Annotated in this window: 16 protein-coding genes; 10 read left to right on the top strand and 6 right to left on the bottom strand. The window is 73.1% G+C overall.

Features of this window, described 5'->3' with window-relative positions; all coding sequences use genetic code 11:
* Nucleotides 1-20: 20 nt before the first annotated feature.
* Complete coding sequence (locus O1G22_RS15000) at nt 21-1067, bottom strand: GNAT family N-acetyltransferase (RefSeq protein WP_270081811.1); 1047 nt, start codon at nt 1065-1067, stop codon at nt 21-23.
* Nucleotides 1068-1207: 140 nt separating this feature from the next.
* On the opposite strand from O1G22_RS15000, the gene fdxA reads away from it, so the two are divergent.
* Both fdxA and O1G22_RS14990 read left to right on the top strand, forming a co-directional pair.
* Entirely contained in the window at nt 1208-1534 is a 327-nt protein-coding gene (fdxA, locus tag O1G22_RS14995) for a ferredoxin (protein ID WP_225098551.1), read from the top strand.
* Nucleotides 1535-1643: 109 nt separating this feature from the next.
* Nucleotides 1644-2735, top strand: coding sequence for a bifunctional succinyldiaminopimelate transaminase/glutamate-prephenate aminotransferase (locus O1G22_RS14990; RefSeq protein WP_270081810.1), 1092 nt, complete (start codon nt 1644-1646; stop codon nt 2733-2735).
* Nucleotides 2736-2805: 70 nt separating this feature from the next.
* Here O1G22_RS14990 and O1G22_RS14985 read toward each other — a convergent pair whose 3' ends face one another.
* Together O1G22_RS14985 and O1G22_RS14980 are read right to left on the bottom strand one after the other, a co-directional pair.
* A complete protein-coding gene (locus O1G22_RS14985) occupies nt 2806-3231 on the bottom strand; it encodes an ATP-binding protein (protein ID WP_270081809.1) in 426 nt (141 codons plus the stop codon).
* A gap of 288 nt (nt 3232-3519) precedes the next feature.
* Nucleotides 3520-4509 (bottom strand): VldE C-terminal domain-containing protein, encoded by a 990-nt coding sequence (locus tag O1G22_RS14980; protein WP_270081808.1) that lies wholly within the window; start codon nt 4507-4509, stop codon nt 3520-3522.
* A 97-nt stretch (nt 4510-4606) separates the two neighbouring features.
* Here O1G22_RS14980 and dapE point away from each other — a divergent pair, with 97 nt between their 5' ends.
* On the top strand, nt 4607-5686 hold the full coding sequence (gene dapE / locus O1G22_RS14975; protein WP_270081807.1) for a succinyl-diaminopimelate desuccinylase: 1080 nt from the start codon (nt 4607-4609) through the stop codon (nt 5684-5686).
* A gap of 114 nt (nt 5687-5800) precedes the next feature.
* Nucleotides 5801-6559, top strand: coding sequence for an LOG family protein (locus tag O1G22_RS14970; RefSeq protein ID WP_270081806.1), 759 nt, complete (start codon nt 5801-5803; stop codon nt 6557-6559).
* 231 nt (nt 6560-6790) lie between these two features.
* Here O1G22_RS14970 and folP read toward each other — a convergent pair whose 3' ends face one another.
* On the bottom strand, nt 6791-7651 hold the full coding sequence (gene folP, locus O1G22_RS14965; protein ID WP_270081805.1) for a dihydropteroate synthase: 861 nt from the start codon (nt 7649-7651) through the stop codon (nt 6791-6793).
* A 123-nt stretch (nt 7652-7774) separates the two neighbouring features.
* Here folP and O1G22_RS14960 point away from each other — a divergent pair, with 123 nt between their 5' ends.
* Nucleotides 7775-8131: a DivIVA domain-containing protein gene (locus O1G22_RS14960; RefSeq protein ID WP_270081804.1), complete on the top strand. Its 357-nt coding sequence runs from the start codon at nt 7775-7777 to the stop codon at nt 8129-8131.
* Nucleotides 8128-8724: a DNA-3-methyladenine glycosylase I gene (locus O1G22_RS14955; protein ID WP_270081803.1), complete on the top strand. Its 597-nt coding sequence runs from the start codon at nt 8128-8130 to the stop codon at nt 8722-8724. Before O1G22_RS14960 ends, O1G22_RS14955 begins: the two co-directional genes overlap by 4 nt.
* Before the next feature lie 4 nt (nt 8725-8728).
* Here O1G22_RS14955 and chcB read toward each other — a convergent pair whose 3' ends face one another.
* Nucleotides 8729-9532, bottom strand: a complete 804-nt coding sequence (gene chcB, locus O1G22_RS14950) for a 2-cyclohexenylcarbonyl CoA isomerase (protein ID WP_225098542.1) — start codon at nt 9530-9532, stop codon at nt 8729-8731.
* 370 nt (nt 9533-9902) lie between these two features.
* Here chcB and O1G22_RS14945 point away from each other — a divergent pair, with 370 nt between their 5' ends.
* A complete protein-coding gene (locus tag O1G22_RS14945; protein ID WP_003985072.1) occupies nt 9903-10070 on the top strand; it encodes a DUF3117 domain-containing protein in 168 nt (55 codons plus the stop codon).
* 100 nt (nt 10071-10170) lie between these two features.
* On the opposite strand, the gene O1G22_RS14940 is transcribed toward O1G22_RS14945, so the two are convergent.
* Nucleotides 10171-10869: an O-methyltransferase gene (locus O1G22_RS14940; RefSeq protein ID WP_270086420.1), complete on the bottom strand. Its 699-nt coding sequence runs from the start codon at nt 10867-10869 to the stop codon at nt 10171-10173.
* A gap of 234 nt (nt 10870-11103) precedes the next feature.
* On the opposite strand from O1G22_RS14940, the gene sigE reads away from it, so the two are divergent.
* The 3 genes from sigE to O1G22_RS14925 all read left to right on the top strand — a co-directional run bounded on the left by sigE (nt 11104) and on the right by O1G22_RS14925 (nt 15050).
* A complete protein-coding gene (gene sigE / locus O1G22_RS14935) occupies nt 11104-11814 on the top strand; it encodes an RNA polymerase sigma factor SigE (protein ID WP_225098751.1) in 711 nt (236 codons plus the stop codon).
* Complete coding sequence (locus O1G22_RS14930) at nt 11811-12875, top strand: zf-HC2 domain-containing protein (protein WP_270081802.1); 1065 nt, start codon at nt 11811-11813, stop codon at nt 12873-12875. Before sigE ends, O1G22_RS14930 begins: the two co-directional genes overlap by 4 nt.
* A gap of 135 nt (nt 12876-13010) precedes the next feature.
* Complete coding sequence (locus O1G22_RS14925) at nt 13011-15050, top strand: S1C family serine protease (RefSeq protein ID WP_270081801.1); 2040 nt, start codon at nt 13011-13013, stop codon at nt 15048-15050.
* The last annotated feature ends 46 nt before the right edge of the window (nt 15051-15096 follow it).

Raw genomic sequence — 15096 nt, 5'->3', positions numbered from 1 at the left:
GGTGTCCTGCGACGGTTTTTCTACGACGGTTGCTCCTGCGGTGCCCGGTAGTGGTGGTACGCGTGGTGCGGGGTGAAGCCCAGCTCGGTGTAGAGGGCGCGGGCGCCGGCGTTGTCCGTCTCGACCTGGAGCCAGGCCGCCGACGCGCCCTCCTCCAGGGCTCGCCGGGCCAGCGCGGCCATCACCTCCGTGGCGAGGCCCTGCCGACGCCGGCCGGGGTCCACCTCGACGGCGGCGAACCCGGCCCACCGCCCGTCCACGACACACCGCCCGATGGCCGCCGGGGCCTCGCCCTCCCCCGAGCTCTCGGCTTCGCCCGGGCAGGGGGCACCCTCACCGCCGGGCACGGTCGCGAACCACACCGACGGGCCGCCCCCGAGCACCCGCAGGGCCACCTCGCTCACCCCCTTGCGCTGGTACCGGGCGAGCCAGGCCTCGTCCGCCTCCCGGGCCAGGACCACACCCGCGCCCTCGGCCCGGTCCGCGACCGGCGCCAGGGCACCGGTCCACACCTCGGCGGTCACCTCCCGCACCCAGCCGCGCCGCTCCAGCTCCGCGCACAGCAGCTCCTGCGTGCCCTCGGCGCCGGTGGCGGTCTGGACGTAGGCGGGCAGACCACGCTCTCCGTACCAGCGTCGTACGGCGTCCAGGGCCGCGTCGAGGGGAAGCCCGGGATCGCCGAGCGGCAGCACACTGTTGGCCCGCCGGGTGAACCCCGACGCGGCCCGCAGTTCCCAGTCCCCGAGCCGCTCGCTCTCCACCGGCCGCCAGCCCCGCGAGACGATGCGCGCGAGCTCCTCGTACGAGGCGGCGGGGCCGCGCCGGCGCGCGGGGGCCGCCGGTACGACCTTGCCCGCTACCACGACCGCTTCCGGGATGCGGACACTCTCCCCGTCCCGGCGTGTGATCATGAGCACGCCATCAGTCCATGATGTGAGAACACCCACCGTGTCGGTGAACTTCTCCGATGTCGTGCCAGGGTCCGCCAACCGCCGTACGGAGACGCGTTTCCCCACGTCAGAAGGGGTAATTCGGACTTCCAGACGTCCTGTCGCCGAGATTTCCACTGGTCAGTTCACCCCTCCTGTTCGGATCATGCTCCGGAACGGAGATACTAGGGGCGGGCATCGACGACGCCGCGCTCCCGCGCGCCAGGCGGCGGAGCCTGAGGAGGCCCGCCAGCGCCCTATCGAGGAGGAACGACAGCGTGACCTACGTCATCGCGCAGCCTTGTGTCGACGTGAAGGACAAGGCGTGCATCGAGGAGTGCCCGGTCGACTGCATTTACGAGGGCTCCAGGTCCTTGTACATCCACCCGGACGAATGCGTCGACTGTGGTGCCTGTGAGCCGGTCTGCCCGGTCGAGGCGATCTTCTACGAGGACGACGTCCCGGAGGAGTGGAAGGACTACTACAAGGCGAACGTCGAGTTCTTCGACGAGCTGGGTTCGCCCGGCGGTGCCAGCAAGCTGGGGCTGATCGAGCGTGACCACCCGTTCGTCGCCGCGCTGCCGCCGCAGGCGGAGGGCGAGTAATCCGCGTAAGCCGAATCGCCGCCTCGGTCCCGTACGGCCCGGTCATCCCGATCGCCGCCGCACGGGACCGAGGCGTTTGCCGCACCGTACGAAAGTGAGCCTGATTCCCGTGTCCGCAGTCTCCGACCGGCTCCCCACCTTCCCCTGGGACAAGCTGGAGCCGTACAAGAAGACGGCCGCCGCGCACCCCGGCGGGATCGTCGACCTGTCCGTGGGCACCCCGGTCGACGCCGTGCCCGAGCTCATCCAGAAGGCCCTGATCGACGCGGCCGACTCCCCGGGCTATCCGACCGTGTGGGGCACGCCGGCGCTGCGTGACGCGATCACCGGCTGGCTGGAGCGCCGCCTCGGCGCCCGCGAGGTCACCCACCGCCATGTCCTGCCAGTGGTCGGCTCCAAGGAACTGGTCGCCTGGCTGCCGACCCAGCTCGGCCTCGGCCCCGGCGACACGGTGGCCTACCCGCGCCTGGCCTACCCGACGTACGAGGTGGGCGCCCGCCTCGCCCGCGCGGACTACGCGGTCTACGACGACCCGCGCGACCTGGACCCGGCGAACCTGAAGCTCCTCTGGCTGAACTCGCCGTCGAACCCGACCGGCAGGGTCATCCCGAAGGAGGACCTGACCGCGATCGTCGCCTGGGCGCGCGAGCACGGCGTTCTGCTGGTCTCCGACGAGTGCTACCTGGAGCTGGGCTGGGAGGCCGACCCGGTCTCGGTCCTGCACCCGGACGTCAACGGCGGCTCGTACGAGGGCATCGTGGCCGTCCACTCCCTGTCCAAGCGCTCCAACCTGGCGGGGTACCGCGCGGCCTTCATCGCCGGCGACCCGGCCGTCCTCGGCCCGCTGCTGGAGATCCGCAAGCACGGCGGCATGATGACCTCGGCGCCGACCCAGGCGGCGGTCGTGGCGGCCCTCGGTGACGACGCCCACGTGCACGAGCAGCGCGAGCGCTACGCGGCCCGCCGCGAGGCCCTGCGCGCGGCCCTCCTCGGCCACGGCTTCCGCATCGAACACAGCGAGGCCAGCCTCTACCTGTGGGCCACGAGGGACGAGTCCTGCTGGGACACGGTCGCCCACCTGGCCGACCTGGGCATCCTGGTGGCCCCGGGGGACTTCTACGGCGAGGCGGGCGAGAAGTTCGTACGGGTGGCACTGACGGCGACGGACGAACGGGTCCAGGCCGCGGTGGAGCGCCTGTAGCGGCAAAGCCGACGGGGCCCAGGGAGCTCCCTGGACCCCGTCGGCCGGTCAAGCCGGCGGCAGCGAACCGTCAGCCGCCCAGCGGCAGCCCCTGGACCGGCAGGTTCGACGTCGGCAGGACGCCGCCCTTCGCCGTGCCGGACGCGGCGTCCCCGACGACGTTGCCGGCGGTCTGGGCGACGCCGCCCGCGGCGTTCTGCGCCACCGGCGCCGTCTTCTTCACGGCACCGCCGCCGGTCTGGCCCGCGGCCGGCACCGCCGTCCCGACCACGTGGCCGCCCGCGTTGCCCGCGAGCGAGGTGACGCTCTTCGCGGCGCCGTCGGCGGTGTTGGCGGCGTGCGTGGCGTCCAGGGCGCTCAGGCCGCCCAGGTTCGGGGCCACCTCCGGCAGGTTCGTGGCCGCACCGGCGGAGCCGGCCGCACCGACCCCGGCTGCCGCTCCCGCTGCGACGATCAGCGCGGCACGAGCGATCCGGCGGGTCAGAGGGAGGGACATGATGCTCCATTCGACGGAAGACAACGGTGTGAAGGTCCGGGTCCGGTTCCGGGCTCGGACGCCGTGACTACCGCTCGAAGCCCGCGAAGGTTGCGGACGCCCCAGGTAACGAATGGATAACGCATCGCATTATCAGGTGTGGATAAAAACGGGCAAAGAGCGTCCGTCGTACATCCCGCAGAATCCTTACGGCCCTTGATTTCCCGGGGTTTCCGACCTTGGCCCGGGAGCGGCGCGCAGGCGGGGGCGGGCGGGTGGCCGCGCAACCCGCCCGAGTGACCCTCCGTACTACTGTCCGGCCACGATCCGGACGACCCCCTGCGACGGGTCCGCCCCACCGGTCCCGTCCCCGACGGCCGTCCTCCACTGGTCGCTGGTGCTCCCGGCGGTCCACTCGCGCCCCGCGTACGACACCCGCTGGATGTGCAGCGCCGACGAGTTCGCGACCGCCCACTGCGCCAGCTGCCAGCCCCGCTGCCGCTCGCCGCGCCCGCTCGCGTCCGTCCGCGTGCCCTGCGGCACCGGAACGGTCACCGTCCGCCCCTGCGCGGTCGCGGTCACGCTCGGCGCCGGAGACGGCGACGGCACCGGGACACCGCCCACCTCCGCCCCGGTCTCCTGGAGCGCGTCGCGCCCGAAGTCCCGTACCAGCGCGCTGCGCACGGCGTCCGGACCGGTCGTCACCCCCGCCTGCGGACGCCCGTCGCAGGTCAGCGTGGCTGACGCGGTCCCCGTCAGGGCCGCCGCCAGCAGCGTGGCGTCCGACTCGTGCTTGGCGTACGCCTCCGGGTAGCCGCTGAGCTGCACCCGCTGGGCCGCCTCGGTCAGCGGCAGCTCGGTGTAGCCCGGCACCCGCGCCAGATGGGCGTAGAAGATGCCCGCCGCGTACGCCGGGTCCAGGATCTGCTGCTGGGTGCCCCAGCCCTGCGAGGGCCGCTGCTGGAACAGGCCCAGCGAATCCCGGTCGCCGTGCTGGATGTTGCGCAGCCCGGACTCCTGGATGGCCGTGGCCAGCGCGATCGTCACGGCCCGCTCGGGCATCCCGCGCCCGGTGCCGACGGCCGCGATCGTCGCCGCGTTCGACGCCTGCTCCGGCGTGAACTCGTACGACGTACCGTCACCGGTGTCCGACACCACCTTGCAGCCGCGCGCCCCACCTCCCCCGGTGACGTACTGCACCACGAGATAGGCGGCGACACCGCAGAGGACCAACAGGGCCGCGGTGTAACGGAAAACACGACCGCGACGCTTGGGACGGGTGGGGGACGGCTCTGACACGCGTACAAGGTACTGGAGGCCCGCCGGGCCCTCACGGGGGGTCAGCGGACAGCGCTTACCCGCCGGTCCCGGCGACCGGCGCGCTAGGGTCGGGGGCATGGCCGACACCTCGCTTGACCTCACGCTCGACGCCGCCGCGCTCACCGCGCGGCTCGTGGACTTCCCCTCCGAGAGCGGCACCGAGAAGCCGCTCGCGGACGCGATCGAGACCGCCCTGCGCGCCCTGCCGCACCTGACGGTGGACCGCTACGGCAACAACGTGATCGCCCGCACCCACCTGGGCCGCACCGAGCGTGTCATCCTGGCCGGCCACATCGACACCGTCCCGATCGCGGACAACGTGCCCGCACGGCTCGACGAGGACGGAGTGCTGTGGGGCTGCGGCACCTGCGACATGAAGTCCGGCGTCGCGGTGCAGCTGCGCATCGCGGCCACGGTCCCCGCCCCCAACCGCGACCTGACCTTCGTCTTCTACGACAACGAGGAGGTCGAGGCGAGCCTCAACGGCCTCAAGCACGTCGCGGAGGCCCATCCGGAGTGGCTCCAGGGCGACTTCGCGGTCCTGCTGGAGCCGTCCGACGGCCAGGTCGAGGGCGGCTGCCAGGGCACCCTGCGCATGCTGCTGAAGACCACGGGCGAGCGGGCGCACTCCGCGCGCTCCTGGATGGGCTCCAACGCCATCCACGCGGCCGCCCCGATCCTGGCCCGCCTGGCGGCCTACGAGCCCCGCTACCCCGTGATCGACGGCCTGGAGTACCGCGAGGGCCTGAACGCGGTGCGCGTCTCCGGGGGCGTGGCGGGCAACGTCATCCCGGACGAGTGCGTGGTCACCGTCAACTTCCGCTACGCCCCCGACCGCACCGAGGAGGAGGCGATCGCGCACGTCCGCGAGGTCTTCGCCGACTGCGGAGTGGCCGAGTTCGTGGTCGACGACCACAGCGGCGGCGCGCTGCCCGGCCTGTCCCACCCGGCCGCGGCGGCCTTCATCGAGGCGGTCGGCGGCACCCCGCAGCCCAAGTACGGCTGGACGGACGTCTCCCGGTTCTCCGCCCTCGGCATCCCCGCCGTCAACTACGGCCCGGGCAACCCGCACTTGGCGCACAAGCGCGACGAGCGCGTGGACACGGCGAAGATCCTGGCGGGCGAGGAGCGCCTGCGGAACTGGCTCACCGCCTAAAGAGCGGGTACAGGGCCGGTACGGCGCTGCACACCGGACATCGTGACGTCCCCCCTCCGTAACCCGCGGCGATCTAGTCTGAGATCGAACTACCCGCACGTGGAGGGAGCGCACATGGCTACCGGCAACCCCGAGGGAAAGAAGATCCCGCCGGACGAGCAGCGCCTGGGCCCGGTCCTCCGACGGCGCGGGCAGGTGATGGCCAGCACGACCGACCAGCGGCTGCTGGACGAGCGCGCCCCCACCGACTGGGTCCACACCGACCCCTGGCGGGTGCTGCGGATCCAGTCGGAGTTCATCGAGGGCTTCGGCACGCTCGCCGAACTCCCGCCCGCCATCAGCGTGTTCGGCTCGGCGCGCACACCGGTGGACTCACCGGAGTACGACGCGGGCGTCCGGCTCGGCCGGGGCCTGGTCGAGGCGGGCTGGGCGGTGATCACCGGCGGCGGCCCGGGCGCGATGGAGGCGGCCAACCGGGGTGCCTGCGAGGCGGGCGGCATCTCGGTCGGCCTCGGCATCGAGCTGCCCTTCGAGCAGGGACTGAACCCCTACGTCGACATCGGCCTGAACTTCCGCTACTTCTTCGTCCGCAAGATGATGTTCGTGAAGTACGCGCAGGGCTTCGTGGTCCTGCCCGGCGGCCTCGGCACCCTCGACGAACTCTTCGAGGCCCTCACCCTGGTCCAGACCCAGAAGGTCACCCGCTTCCCGATCGTCCTGTTCGGCAGCGCGTACTGGGGCGGCCTGGTCGACTGGCTCAAGAACACCCTGGTGGCCGAGGGCAAGGCCGCCGAGAAGGACCTCCTCCTCTTCCACGTCACCGACGAGGTGGAGGAGGCAGTGGCCCTGGTCTCGAAGGAGGCGGCCCGCTAGCGCGGGGCTTCGGCCAGGGTCTGCCGGCACCCGGTGTCGCAGCTCGCCCGGGGGCTTCTGCCCCCCTGGACCCCGACCTGTGCCCACCCCGCCCACCCGCCACCCGACTCGGTCCGCTGTGCGCGGGGCAGCAGGCTGTCCGTCCCCCCGGCCTGCTGCCTTCGCCTCTCGACCGAGACGGGTGGGTGTGGTGGGCGAACGGGGGGCCAGGGGGCGCAGCCCCCTGGTTGGTCAGGCCAGACCCCGGCGGGCCACCGCAGGAGGGCGGTGGCCCGCGATCGACGCCACCATGTCCAGCACCTGCCGGGTCTCGGCCACCTCGTGGACCCGGTACACCTGCGCGCCGAGCCACGCCGACACCGCGGTCGTGGCCAGCGTGCCGATCAGCCGTTCCTTCACGGGCCGGTCCAGCGTCTCGCCGACGAAGTCCTTGTTGGACAGCGACACCAGCACCGGCCACCCCGTGGCGGCCATCTCCGGCAGCCGCCGCGTCGCCTCCAGGCTGTGCCGCGTGTTCTTCCCGAAGTCGTGCCCGGGGTCGATCAGCACCGACTCCCGCGGCACGCCCAGCGCGACCGCCCGCTCGGCCAGCCCCACGGTCACGTCCAGGATGTCGGCCATGACGTCGTCGTACGTCACCCGGTGCGGACGCGTGCGCGGCTCCACACCACCCGCGTGCGTGCACACCAGCCCGACCTTGTACCGCGCCGCGACCTCCGCGAGCCCGGGGTCGACCCCGCCCCACGCGTCGTTCAGCAGATCCGCGCCCGCCTCGCACACCGCCTCGCCGACCGAGGCCCGCCAGGTGTCCACGCTGATGATCACGTCCGGGAAGCGCCGCCGCACCTCGGCCACGAAGCCGACCGTCCGCCGCGCCTCCTCCTCGGCCGTGACCTCCTCGCCCGGCCCGGCCTTCACCCCGCCGATGTCGATGATCGCGGCACCCTCGGCCACCGCCTGCTCCACCCGCGTGAGGGCCGGCTCGTCACGGAACGTCGCCCCCTGGTCGTAGAAGGAGTCGGGGGTCCGGTTCACGATCGCCATGATCACCGGCTCGTGCGCCCCGAATTCCCGCCTGCCCAGCCTGAGCATCCGCTGTGACCTCTCCTCGATCGTCCGGCGTTACGGCCGCCTGTGACCCTAACTGTCAGAGTCGCATGGCACGATCGGACCTGACAGTTTCAGCGTCCGGCAGAGAGCGTGGGGACCCTGGCGATGGTGATGTTCTTGTTCCTGGTCATCGCACTGGCCGTGGTGGTCGCCGCGGTGACGCTCGCCGTGGTGGGCGGCGGTGACAACAGCCCGCTGCCCGAGGTGGCGCCGGACCGGCTCCAGGACCCGCTGCCCGCCGACCGGCCGGTGGACCGCGCCGACGTGGAGAGCCTGCGCTTCCCGGTCGCCCCGCGCGGCTACCGCATGGCGGACGTCGACGACGCCCTCGGCCGGCTCGCCGCCGAGCTCGCCGAGCGGGACTCCCGGATCGCCGACCTGGAGTCGGCGCTGGCCGGAGCCAGAGCCGCGGCGGCACACGCCCGCATGGACAAGCCCGGTCACCCGGAGGACCGGCGATGAGCGACGGAGCGGCCCTCGCCGGGCCCGACGGCGCCCTGCGCTGTCCGTGGGCGCTGTCCACCGACGACTACGTGTCGTACCACGACGAGGAGTGGGGCCGCCCGGTCCACGGCGACGACGCCCTCTTCGAGCGGATCAGCCTGGAGGCCTTCCAGTCGGGCCTGTCCTGGATCACGATCCTGCGCCGCCGTCCCGGCTTCCGCGCGGCCTTCGCCGGCTTTCACATCGAGAAGGTCGCCGCCTTCACGGACGACGACCGCGAGCGGCTGCTGGCCGACGCGGGCATCATCCGCAACCGCGCCAAGATCGACGCGACCCTCGCCAACGCGCGCGTGCTCGCCGACTGGGCCGAGGGCGACCTGGACGACCTGATCTGGTCCCACGCCCCCGACGCGGCCGGCCGCCCGGCCCCCAAGACCCTGGCCGACGTCCCGGCGGTGACCCCCGAGTCCACGGCCCTGTCCAAGGCTCTGAAGAAGCGGGGGCTGAGATTCGTGGGCCCGACGACGGCGTACGCGCTGATGCAGGCGTGCGGGCTGGTGAACGACCACTTGGAAGCGTGCGTCAGCCGCACCAGCCCGCCCGCCCGCTGACCGCTCACCGGCCCAGGTACTTCGGCTTCTCCTTGTTGACGAAGGCCTGCACGGCGATCGCGTGATCCTCGGACTGCCCCGCCCGGGTCTGGAGTTCGTCCTCCTTCTCCAGCGTCTCCACGAGCGAGTGCGACAGCCCGAAGGCGACCGCCTCCTTGATCGCCGCGTACGCCACCGTCGGCCCCGCGGCGAGCGCCCGCGCCACCTTCTCGGCCTCCTCGCGCAGCTCGGCGGCGGGTACGACCCGGTTGGCGATCCCCAGCTCCAGCGCGTCCTGCGCGCTGATGCTGCGCGGGAAGAGCAGCAGGTCGGCGGCGCGGCTCGGGCCGATCACCCGGGGCAGGGTCCAGGAGATCCCGGAGTCGGCGGTCAGGGCGACCCCCGCGAACGACGTGTTGAAGGCGGCGGTGTCGGCGACCAGCCGGTAGTCCGCGGCGAGCGCGAAGCCGAAGCCCGCCCCGGCCGCGACGCCGTTCACCGCGGCGACCACCGGCTTCGGCGCCCCGGCGAGCGCGGTCACGATCGGGTTGTAGTGCTCCTTGACCGTGCTCATCGTCTGCCCGGCCCCCGTCTCGCGGTCGGAGGCGAGCAGCCCGATGTGCTCCTTGAGGTCCTGGCCCACGCAGAACGCCCGGTCCCCGGCGGCGGTCAGCAGGATCGCCCGTACGGCCGTGTCCCCGGCCGCGGATTCCGCCGCCTCCCGCAGGGCGGCCTTGGACGCGATGTTCAGCGCGTTCATCGCCTCGGGGCGGTTCAGCGTGATCGTCGCGAGTCCGTCGCTCACCTCGTAGAGCACGGTGTCGGCCATGGGACATCCCCTCCGGTCGCGGGTGACGTACCGCTCAGTACGTCCGGGTACGAAGGACAGCATGGCGGAGATCGCCGGCCAAGAGCCGGACCGGACGTGTGACCTGCGTCAAAGAAAACCGGAGCGGAGCCGACCGGCGGATGTCCGTGCGGCGGCGAAGTATCGCAGCCACATCCCCGAATTGGGTGGTTTTGCTCGCGCGCGTTGCCCAAGCGATGCCGACTGATGTTGGTCATCGGGTCCTGCGATGCGGGATAATGGCTGGGAAGCAATGTGTTCGATGCCGGTGTCGCGTGTCCGTTTCGGAACCGCGGGTGCCCTCCGAGGGCTCTCGGCAGACGATGAGCTGGTTTCAGGAAGGGGAACGAGCATGGCGGCCATGAAGCCGCGGACGGGCGATGGCCCGCTCGAGGTGACCAAGGAGGGGCGGGGCATCGTCATGCGCGTTCCGCTCGAAGGCGGCGGTCGGCTCGTCGTCGAGCTGACCCCTGACGAGGCCAAGGCACTCGGCGAGGCCCTGGAGAAGGTCACCGTCTGACGCGCCGGCCATCAGGTCCTTGCGTCTGCCCCGGCATCGTACGCGGTGCCGGGGCAGACGCATGTCCCGGCAGACACATGTCCCGCCCGGGGCCGGCTGCTCACCGCTTGACGGCGCACAGCAGCCCGTCGCCCACCGGCAGCAGCGACGAGACCAGTTCCTGGCTCTCACGCACCGAGCGCAGCAGCTCGCGCAGCCGCAGCACCTCCGTCGGCTGCGGTCCCGAGCCGACCGTACGGCCGTTGGCGAAGACGCCCTCGAAGACGACGAGCCCGCCCGGCCGTAGCAGGCGCAACGATTCAGCGAGGTAGTCGGAGTACTCCTGGCGGTCGCCGTCGCAGAAGACGAGGTCGTAGCCGGCGTCCGCGAGCCGGGGCAGGACGTCCAGGGCGCGGCCGGGGATGAAACGGGCCCGGTTGCTGGCGAAACCGCAGGCGCGGAAGGCCTGCCGGGCGAACTGCTGGTGCTCCGGCTCCGGGTCGACCGTGGTGAGCACCCCGTCCGGGCGCATGCCGTGCAGCAGATGGATTCCGGACACCCCGCAGCCGGTGCCGATCTCGGCGACGGCCTTGGCGTCCACGGAGGCGGCGAGCAGTCGCAGCGCGGCGCCCGTGGCCGGCGACACCGAGCGCAGCCCTGCCTCGCGGGCCCGGTCACGGGCCCAGATCAGCGCGTCGTCCTCGGCGACAAAGGCGTCGGCGAACGCCCAGCTCGTCTGCCGGTTGCCGGTAATGACCCTCTCCTGTCCCCGTGGTTGCCTGGGCGTGACTGTATCCGTTGGCGTCGGGAACCCGCAGATGGGACCGGACGTTTATGGGGATGAGACGGTGACCGGATGCGCGATGGGGGGTATGGGGTGGATCAGGACGCCGAGCAACTGCTGACGCAGCCGTATGAGCCGTATCAGCGTGTATCAAATTCTCGTAAAACCGCTTATGGGGAGCTAACGGGCGAGGTGGCTATGGTAGGGGCTCCACTGGACACCACCAGAGCTGACAGGGGAGGTGCGGCTGCGCCCTGGGACCGGGGTGGAGTGCTGCGGCGCTTCCTCGGGTCGGCGGGCAGGCCGAAATCCGTGACCGACACCGCTGCTGACCACCACGCCGCCTTCGCCGCAGGCGAGGCCCAGACCGCGACCTTCTCCACCGACGCGGACGGGCAGGCGTGGACTCCGCCCACGTGGGAGGAGATCGTCAGCACGCACAGTGCCCGGGTCTACCGCCTGGCCTACCGCCTGACGGGCAACCAGCACGACGCAGAGGACCTCACCCAGGAGGTCTTCGTCCGTGTCTTCCGCTCCCTGTCGACGTACTCGCCGGGCACCTTCGAGGGCTGGCTGCACCGCATCACCACCAACCTCTTCCTGGACATGGTCCGGCGCAAGCAGCGCATCCGCTTCGACGCCCTCGGCGAGGACGCGGCCGAGCGCCTGGCCAGCCGAGAGCCCACCCCGCAACAGCTGTTCAACGACGCGCACTTCGACGCCGACGTCCAGCAGGCCCTCGACACCCTCGCGCCCGAGTTCCGCGCCGCCGTCGTCCTGTGCGACATCGAAGGACTGTCGTACGAGGAGATCGCCGCGACCCTCGGCGTGAAGCTCGGCACGGTCCGCTCCCGTATCCACCGCGGCCGCTCCCAGCTCCGCAAGGCGCTCGCGCACCGCTCCCCGGAGGCCCGCGCGGCCGAGCGGCGCTCCTTCATCGCCCGTGTCCCCGCTCTGGGAGGAGGGGGCGCGACCGCGTGAGTGGATCCCGGCCGAAACCTGTCGAGAAGACGCACCTCGCAGAGCAGCATCTGGGAGACCGGCTCTCCGCCCTGGTGGACGGAGAGCTCGGTCATGAGTCGCGCGAGCGGGTCCTCGCCCACCTGGCCACGTGTGCCCGGTGCAAGGCGGAGGCGGACGCCCAGCGCCGGCTGAAGAACGTGTTCGCGGAGGCCGCCCCGCCGCCGCCCTCGGCGAGCTTCCTGGCCCGCCTCCAGGGGCTGCCCGGCGGCGACTTCGGCGGCGACGGCATGTCCGGGCCCGCCGGCGGCGTCCTCGGGCATGCCGCTCGCGAGGACACCACCGGGGCCGCCGACACCCCCGGCTCCTCCGCCATGTCCGGCGTCTTCGGGGCGCGGCGCGGCGAGCGCTTCGCCTTCGGATACGTCCCCGCCCGTCCGCACGGCGCGGTCCCCGCCCCGGCAGCTGCCTCCGCCGAGGCCGAGCGCGGCTTCCGCATCCACCCCGTCGGCCGCCCGGACGAGAGCCGCGCCGCCTCGCGCGGACTGCGGTTCGCGTTCGCCGCCGCCGGCGCGGTGTCGCTGGCCGCGGTCGCCCTCGGGGGCGTCACCACCGCCATCCCCGGTGACACGACGGCGGACGCCCGCGGCGGCACGGGCAGCAATGTCGTCCCGGCCCGCTCGGCCGGCTCGGGCTCGGGCGCGGCCACGCCCGACAGCCAGCGCCGCCGCCCGGGAGGACCGCTCCTCGCCGCTCAGGGCAGCGCGCTGCTCGGGCAGACCTCGGTGGCGCCGACGTCGATGTCAGCGCCGCTGGTGCCTGGCATGCCGACCCCCGGCACGGGCCAGACCCCGGACGGCCTCGTGCGCGGTCTGACCACCCCGATGATGGCCGGTGCGGCAGTCGTCTCCCCGCTGATACGCCCGCTGAACGACACCGTGGCCTACCCGCTGGGCGCCTGGTCCACGGTCCCCGGAGTCACCGGCTCCGGCCTGCTGTCCGCCCCCGTCCCCGCCATCGCGCCCCCCGCCGCCTCCGCCGCGCCCTCACCGTCCCCCTCCTTCCCGTCGCACACCCCCTGACCGGCCACTGCGCCACCGCCCGCGAACCTGGTTGAATCCGGTGAGGGCCGTTCCCGCGGCGATGACCCGGGGACGTAGTCGACGTTCCGCCGGCCACCGCCGAAGCGCGCGGCCGCGGCCAGCCGTGGGGAGAGCATGAACGAGGGGAACCGTGTCCCGCCCGTCCCGCCGGGGGAGGAGCCGGAGGGACCGGCAGGCGCGACACCGACGAACCGAACGGACACCGAGGCGCGGGATGCGGCACAGAGCGCGTCCGGGCGGGTCGAGTCGGGGCGGGCCGAGTCCGGGCCGACGGGATCGGAGTCGGGGGACTTCGAACTGGCCAAACCGGTGCCCGCTCCCGCCGGTGACACCGAGGCCGGCGCGGCCGTGGAGGCGGACGTAGCGGCCGTGTCCGGGGAAGCCGCCTGGACGGCCCCCACCGAGCGTCCGAAGCCCCTGCACGACCCCGATCCCTACGGCACCCCGCCGTACGGCGAGCCGGGCCCCTGGGCACCCGCACCGCCCGTCCAGCACCCTGCGACAGCGCAGGCCCAGGGAGCGTCCACACCGCCGGCACCGGCACCCGGCGTCCCCGCACCGGCCGTCTCCACGCCCGCGCAGGGACCCGCCGCCCCCGTCCCCGCCCCCGTCCCCGGCCCCGTCCCCGTCCCCGTCCCCGGCGCCGCCGCGCCCGGCGCCGCCGCGCCCGGCGCCGCCGCGCCCGGCGCCGCCGCGCCCGGCGCCCCCGCGTCCGCCGCACCCGTGCCCGGCGCCCCCGTCCCCGGCCCCGGCGCCGCCGCGTCCGCCGCACCCGCCCCCGCCGTACCCGTCCCCGCCGTACCCGCGCCCGGCGCCCCCGCGCCCGGTGCCCCGGACCCGGCAGCCCCCGCCGCACCCGCCCTCGGCTCGGAGGCACCCACCCCCACCGTCACCCCCACTACCACCCCACCCCCACAGCCGGCCGGTGTCGAAGGTGGAGGGCCCTGGGGGCGTTACGACCCCTGGGCCGCTGGGTCGGCTCAGGAGCAGGCTCTTCGGTGGCAGGGGGCGTTTCAGCAGACCGGGGCCGGGATGGCCGACCGGCCGCGGGGGCGGCGGTTGGCGATGGGATGGACGCTGGTGGTCGCACTCGTCGCCGCGGGCGTCGGCGGGATCGCCGGCGCCTATGTCGAGCGGCAGGGCTTCGGCAGTGATGTGCATCTGCCGCAGGCCGGGCGGGTGCCTGCCGGGCGGGCGCCGGACAGTGTGGCCGGGATAGCCGCCCGCGCACTGCCCAGCGTCGTGACGCTGCATGTCTCCGGGACCGACCAGAGCGACACCGGCACCGGCTTCGTGCTCGACACCCAGGGCCACATCCTCACCAACAACCACGTCGTCGCCCCCGCCGGATCGAGCGGTGCGATATCCGTGACCTTCAGCAGTGGCGACACCGTCAAGGCGGATGTCGTAGGACGCGACAGCGGGTACGACCTCGCCGTCGTCCAGGTCCACGGCCTGACCGGGCTCACCCCGCTGCCGCTCGGCAACTCCGACGACGTCCGCGTCGGCGACCCCGTCGTCGCCATCGGCGCCCCCTTCGACCTGGCCAACACCGTCACCTCCGGCATCATCAGCGCCAAGGAACGGCCCATCACCTCCGGCGGGGAGAAGGGGGACGGGAGCGATGTCTCGTACGTCGACGCGTTGCAGACCGACGCCCCCATCAATCCGGGCAACTCCGGCGGCCCCCTCCTCGACTCCCGCGCCCATGTCATCGGCATCAACTCCGCCATCCGTTCCGCCGACAGCGGCTCCGACTCGGACAGCGGCCAGGCCGGCTCCATCGGCCTCGGCTTCGCCATACCGGTGAACCAGGCCAAGCGCGTCGCCGAGGAACTGATCAACGACGGTCATGCCACCCACCCGGTCATCGGGGTCACCCTCGACATGGGATACACCGGCGACGGTGCGCGTATCGACGACCGGAGCGCGGGCGGCGGTCCCGCCGTGACCAGGGGCGGGCCCGGCGAGCGGGCCGGGCTGAAGGCGGGCGACGTCATCACCGAGGTCGACGGACAGGCCGTGCACACGGCCCAGGAGCTGATCGTCAAGATCCGCGCCCACCGGCCCGGCGACCAGCTACGGCTGACCGTCCGGCGCGACGGCACCGACCGGGAGATCCCGCTCCGGCTGGGCGCGGCGGAACAGAACTGACAGAAGTCTCACCCCGGGACGGTACCGGTCGGACAGGAACGCCGGG

It is taken from the genome of Streptomyces camelliae (assembly GCF_027625935.1).
Lineage (GTDB): Bacteria > Actinomycetota > Actinomycetes > Streptomycetales > Streptomycetaceae > Streptomyces > Streptomyces camelliae.
This window is presented reverse-complemented; position numbering and strand designations above follow the sequence as displayed.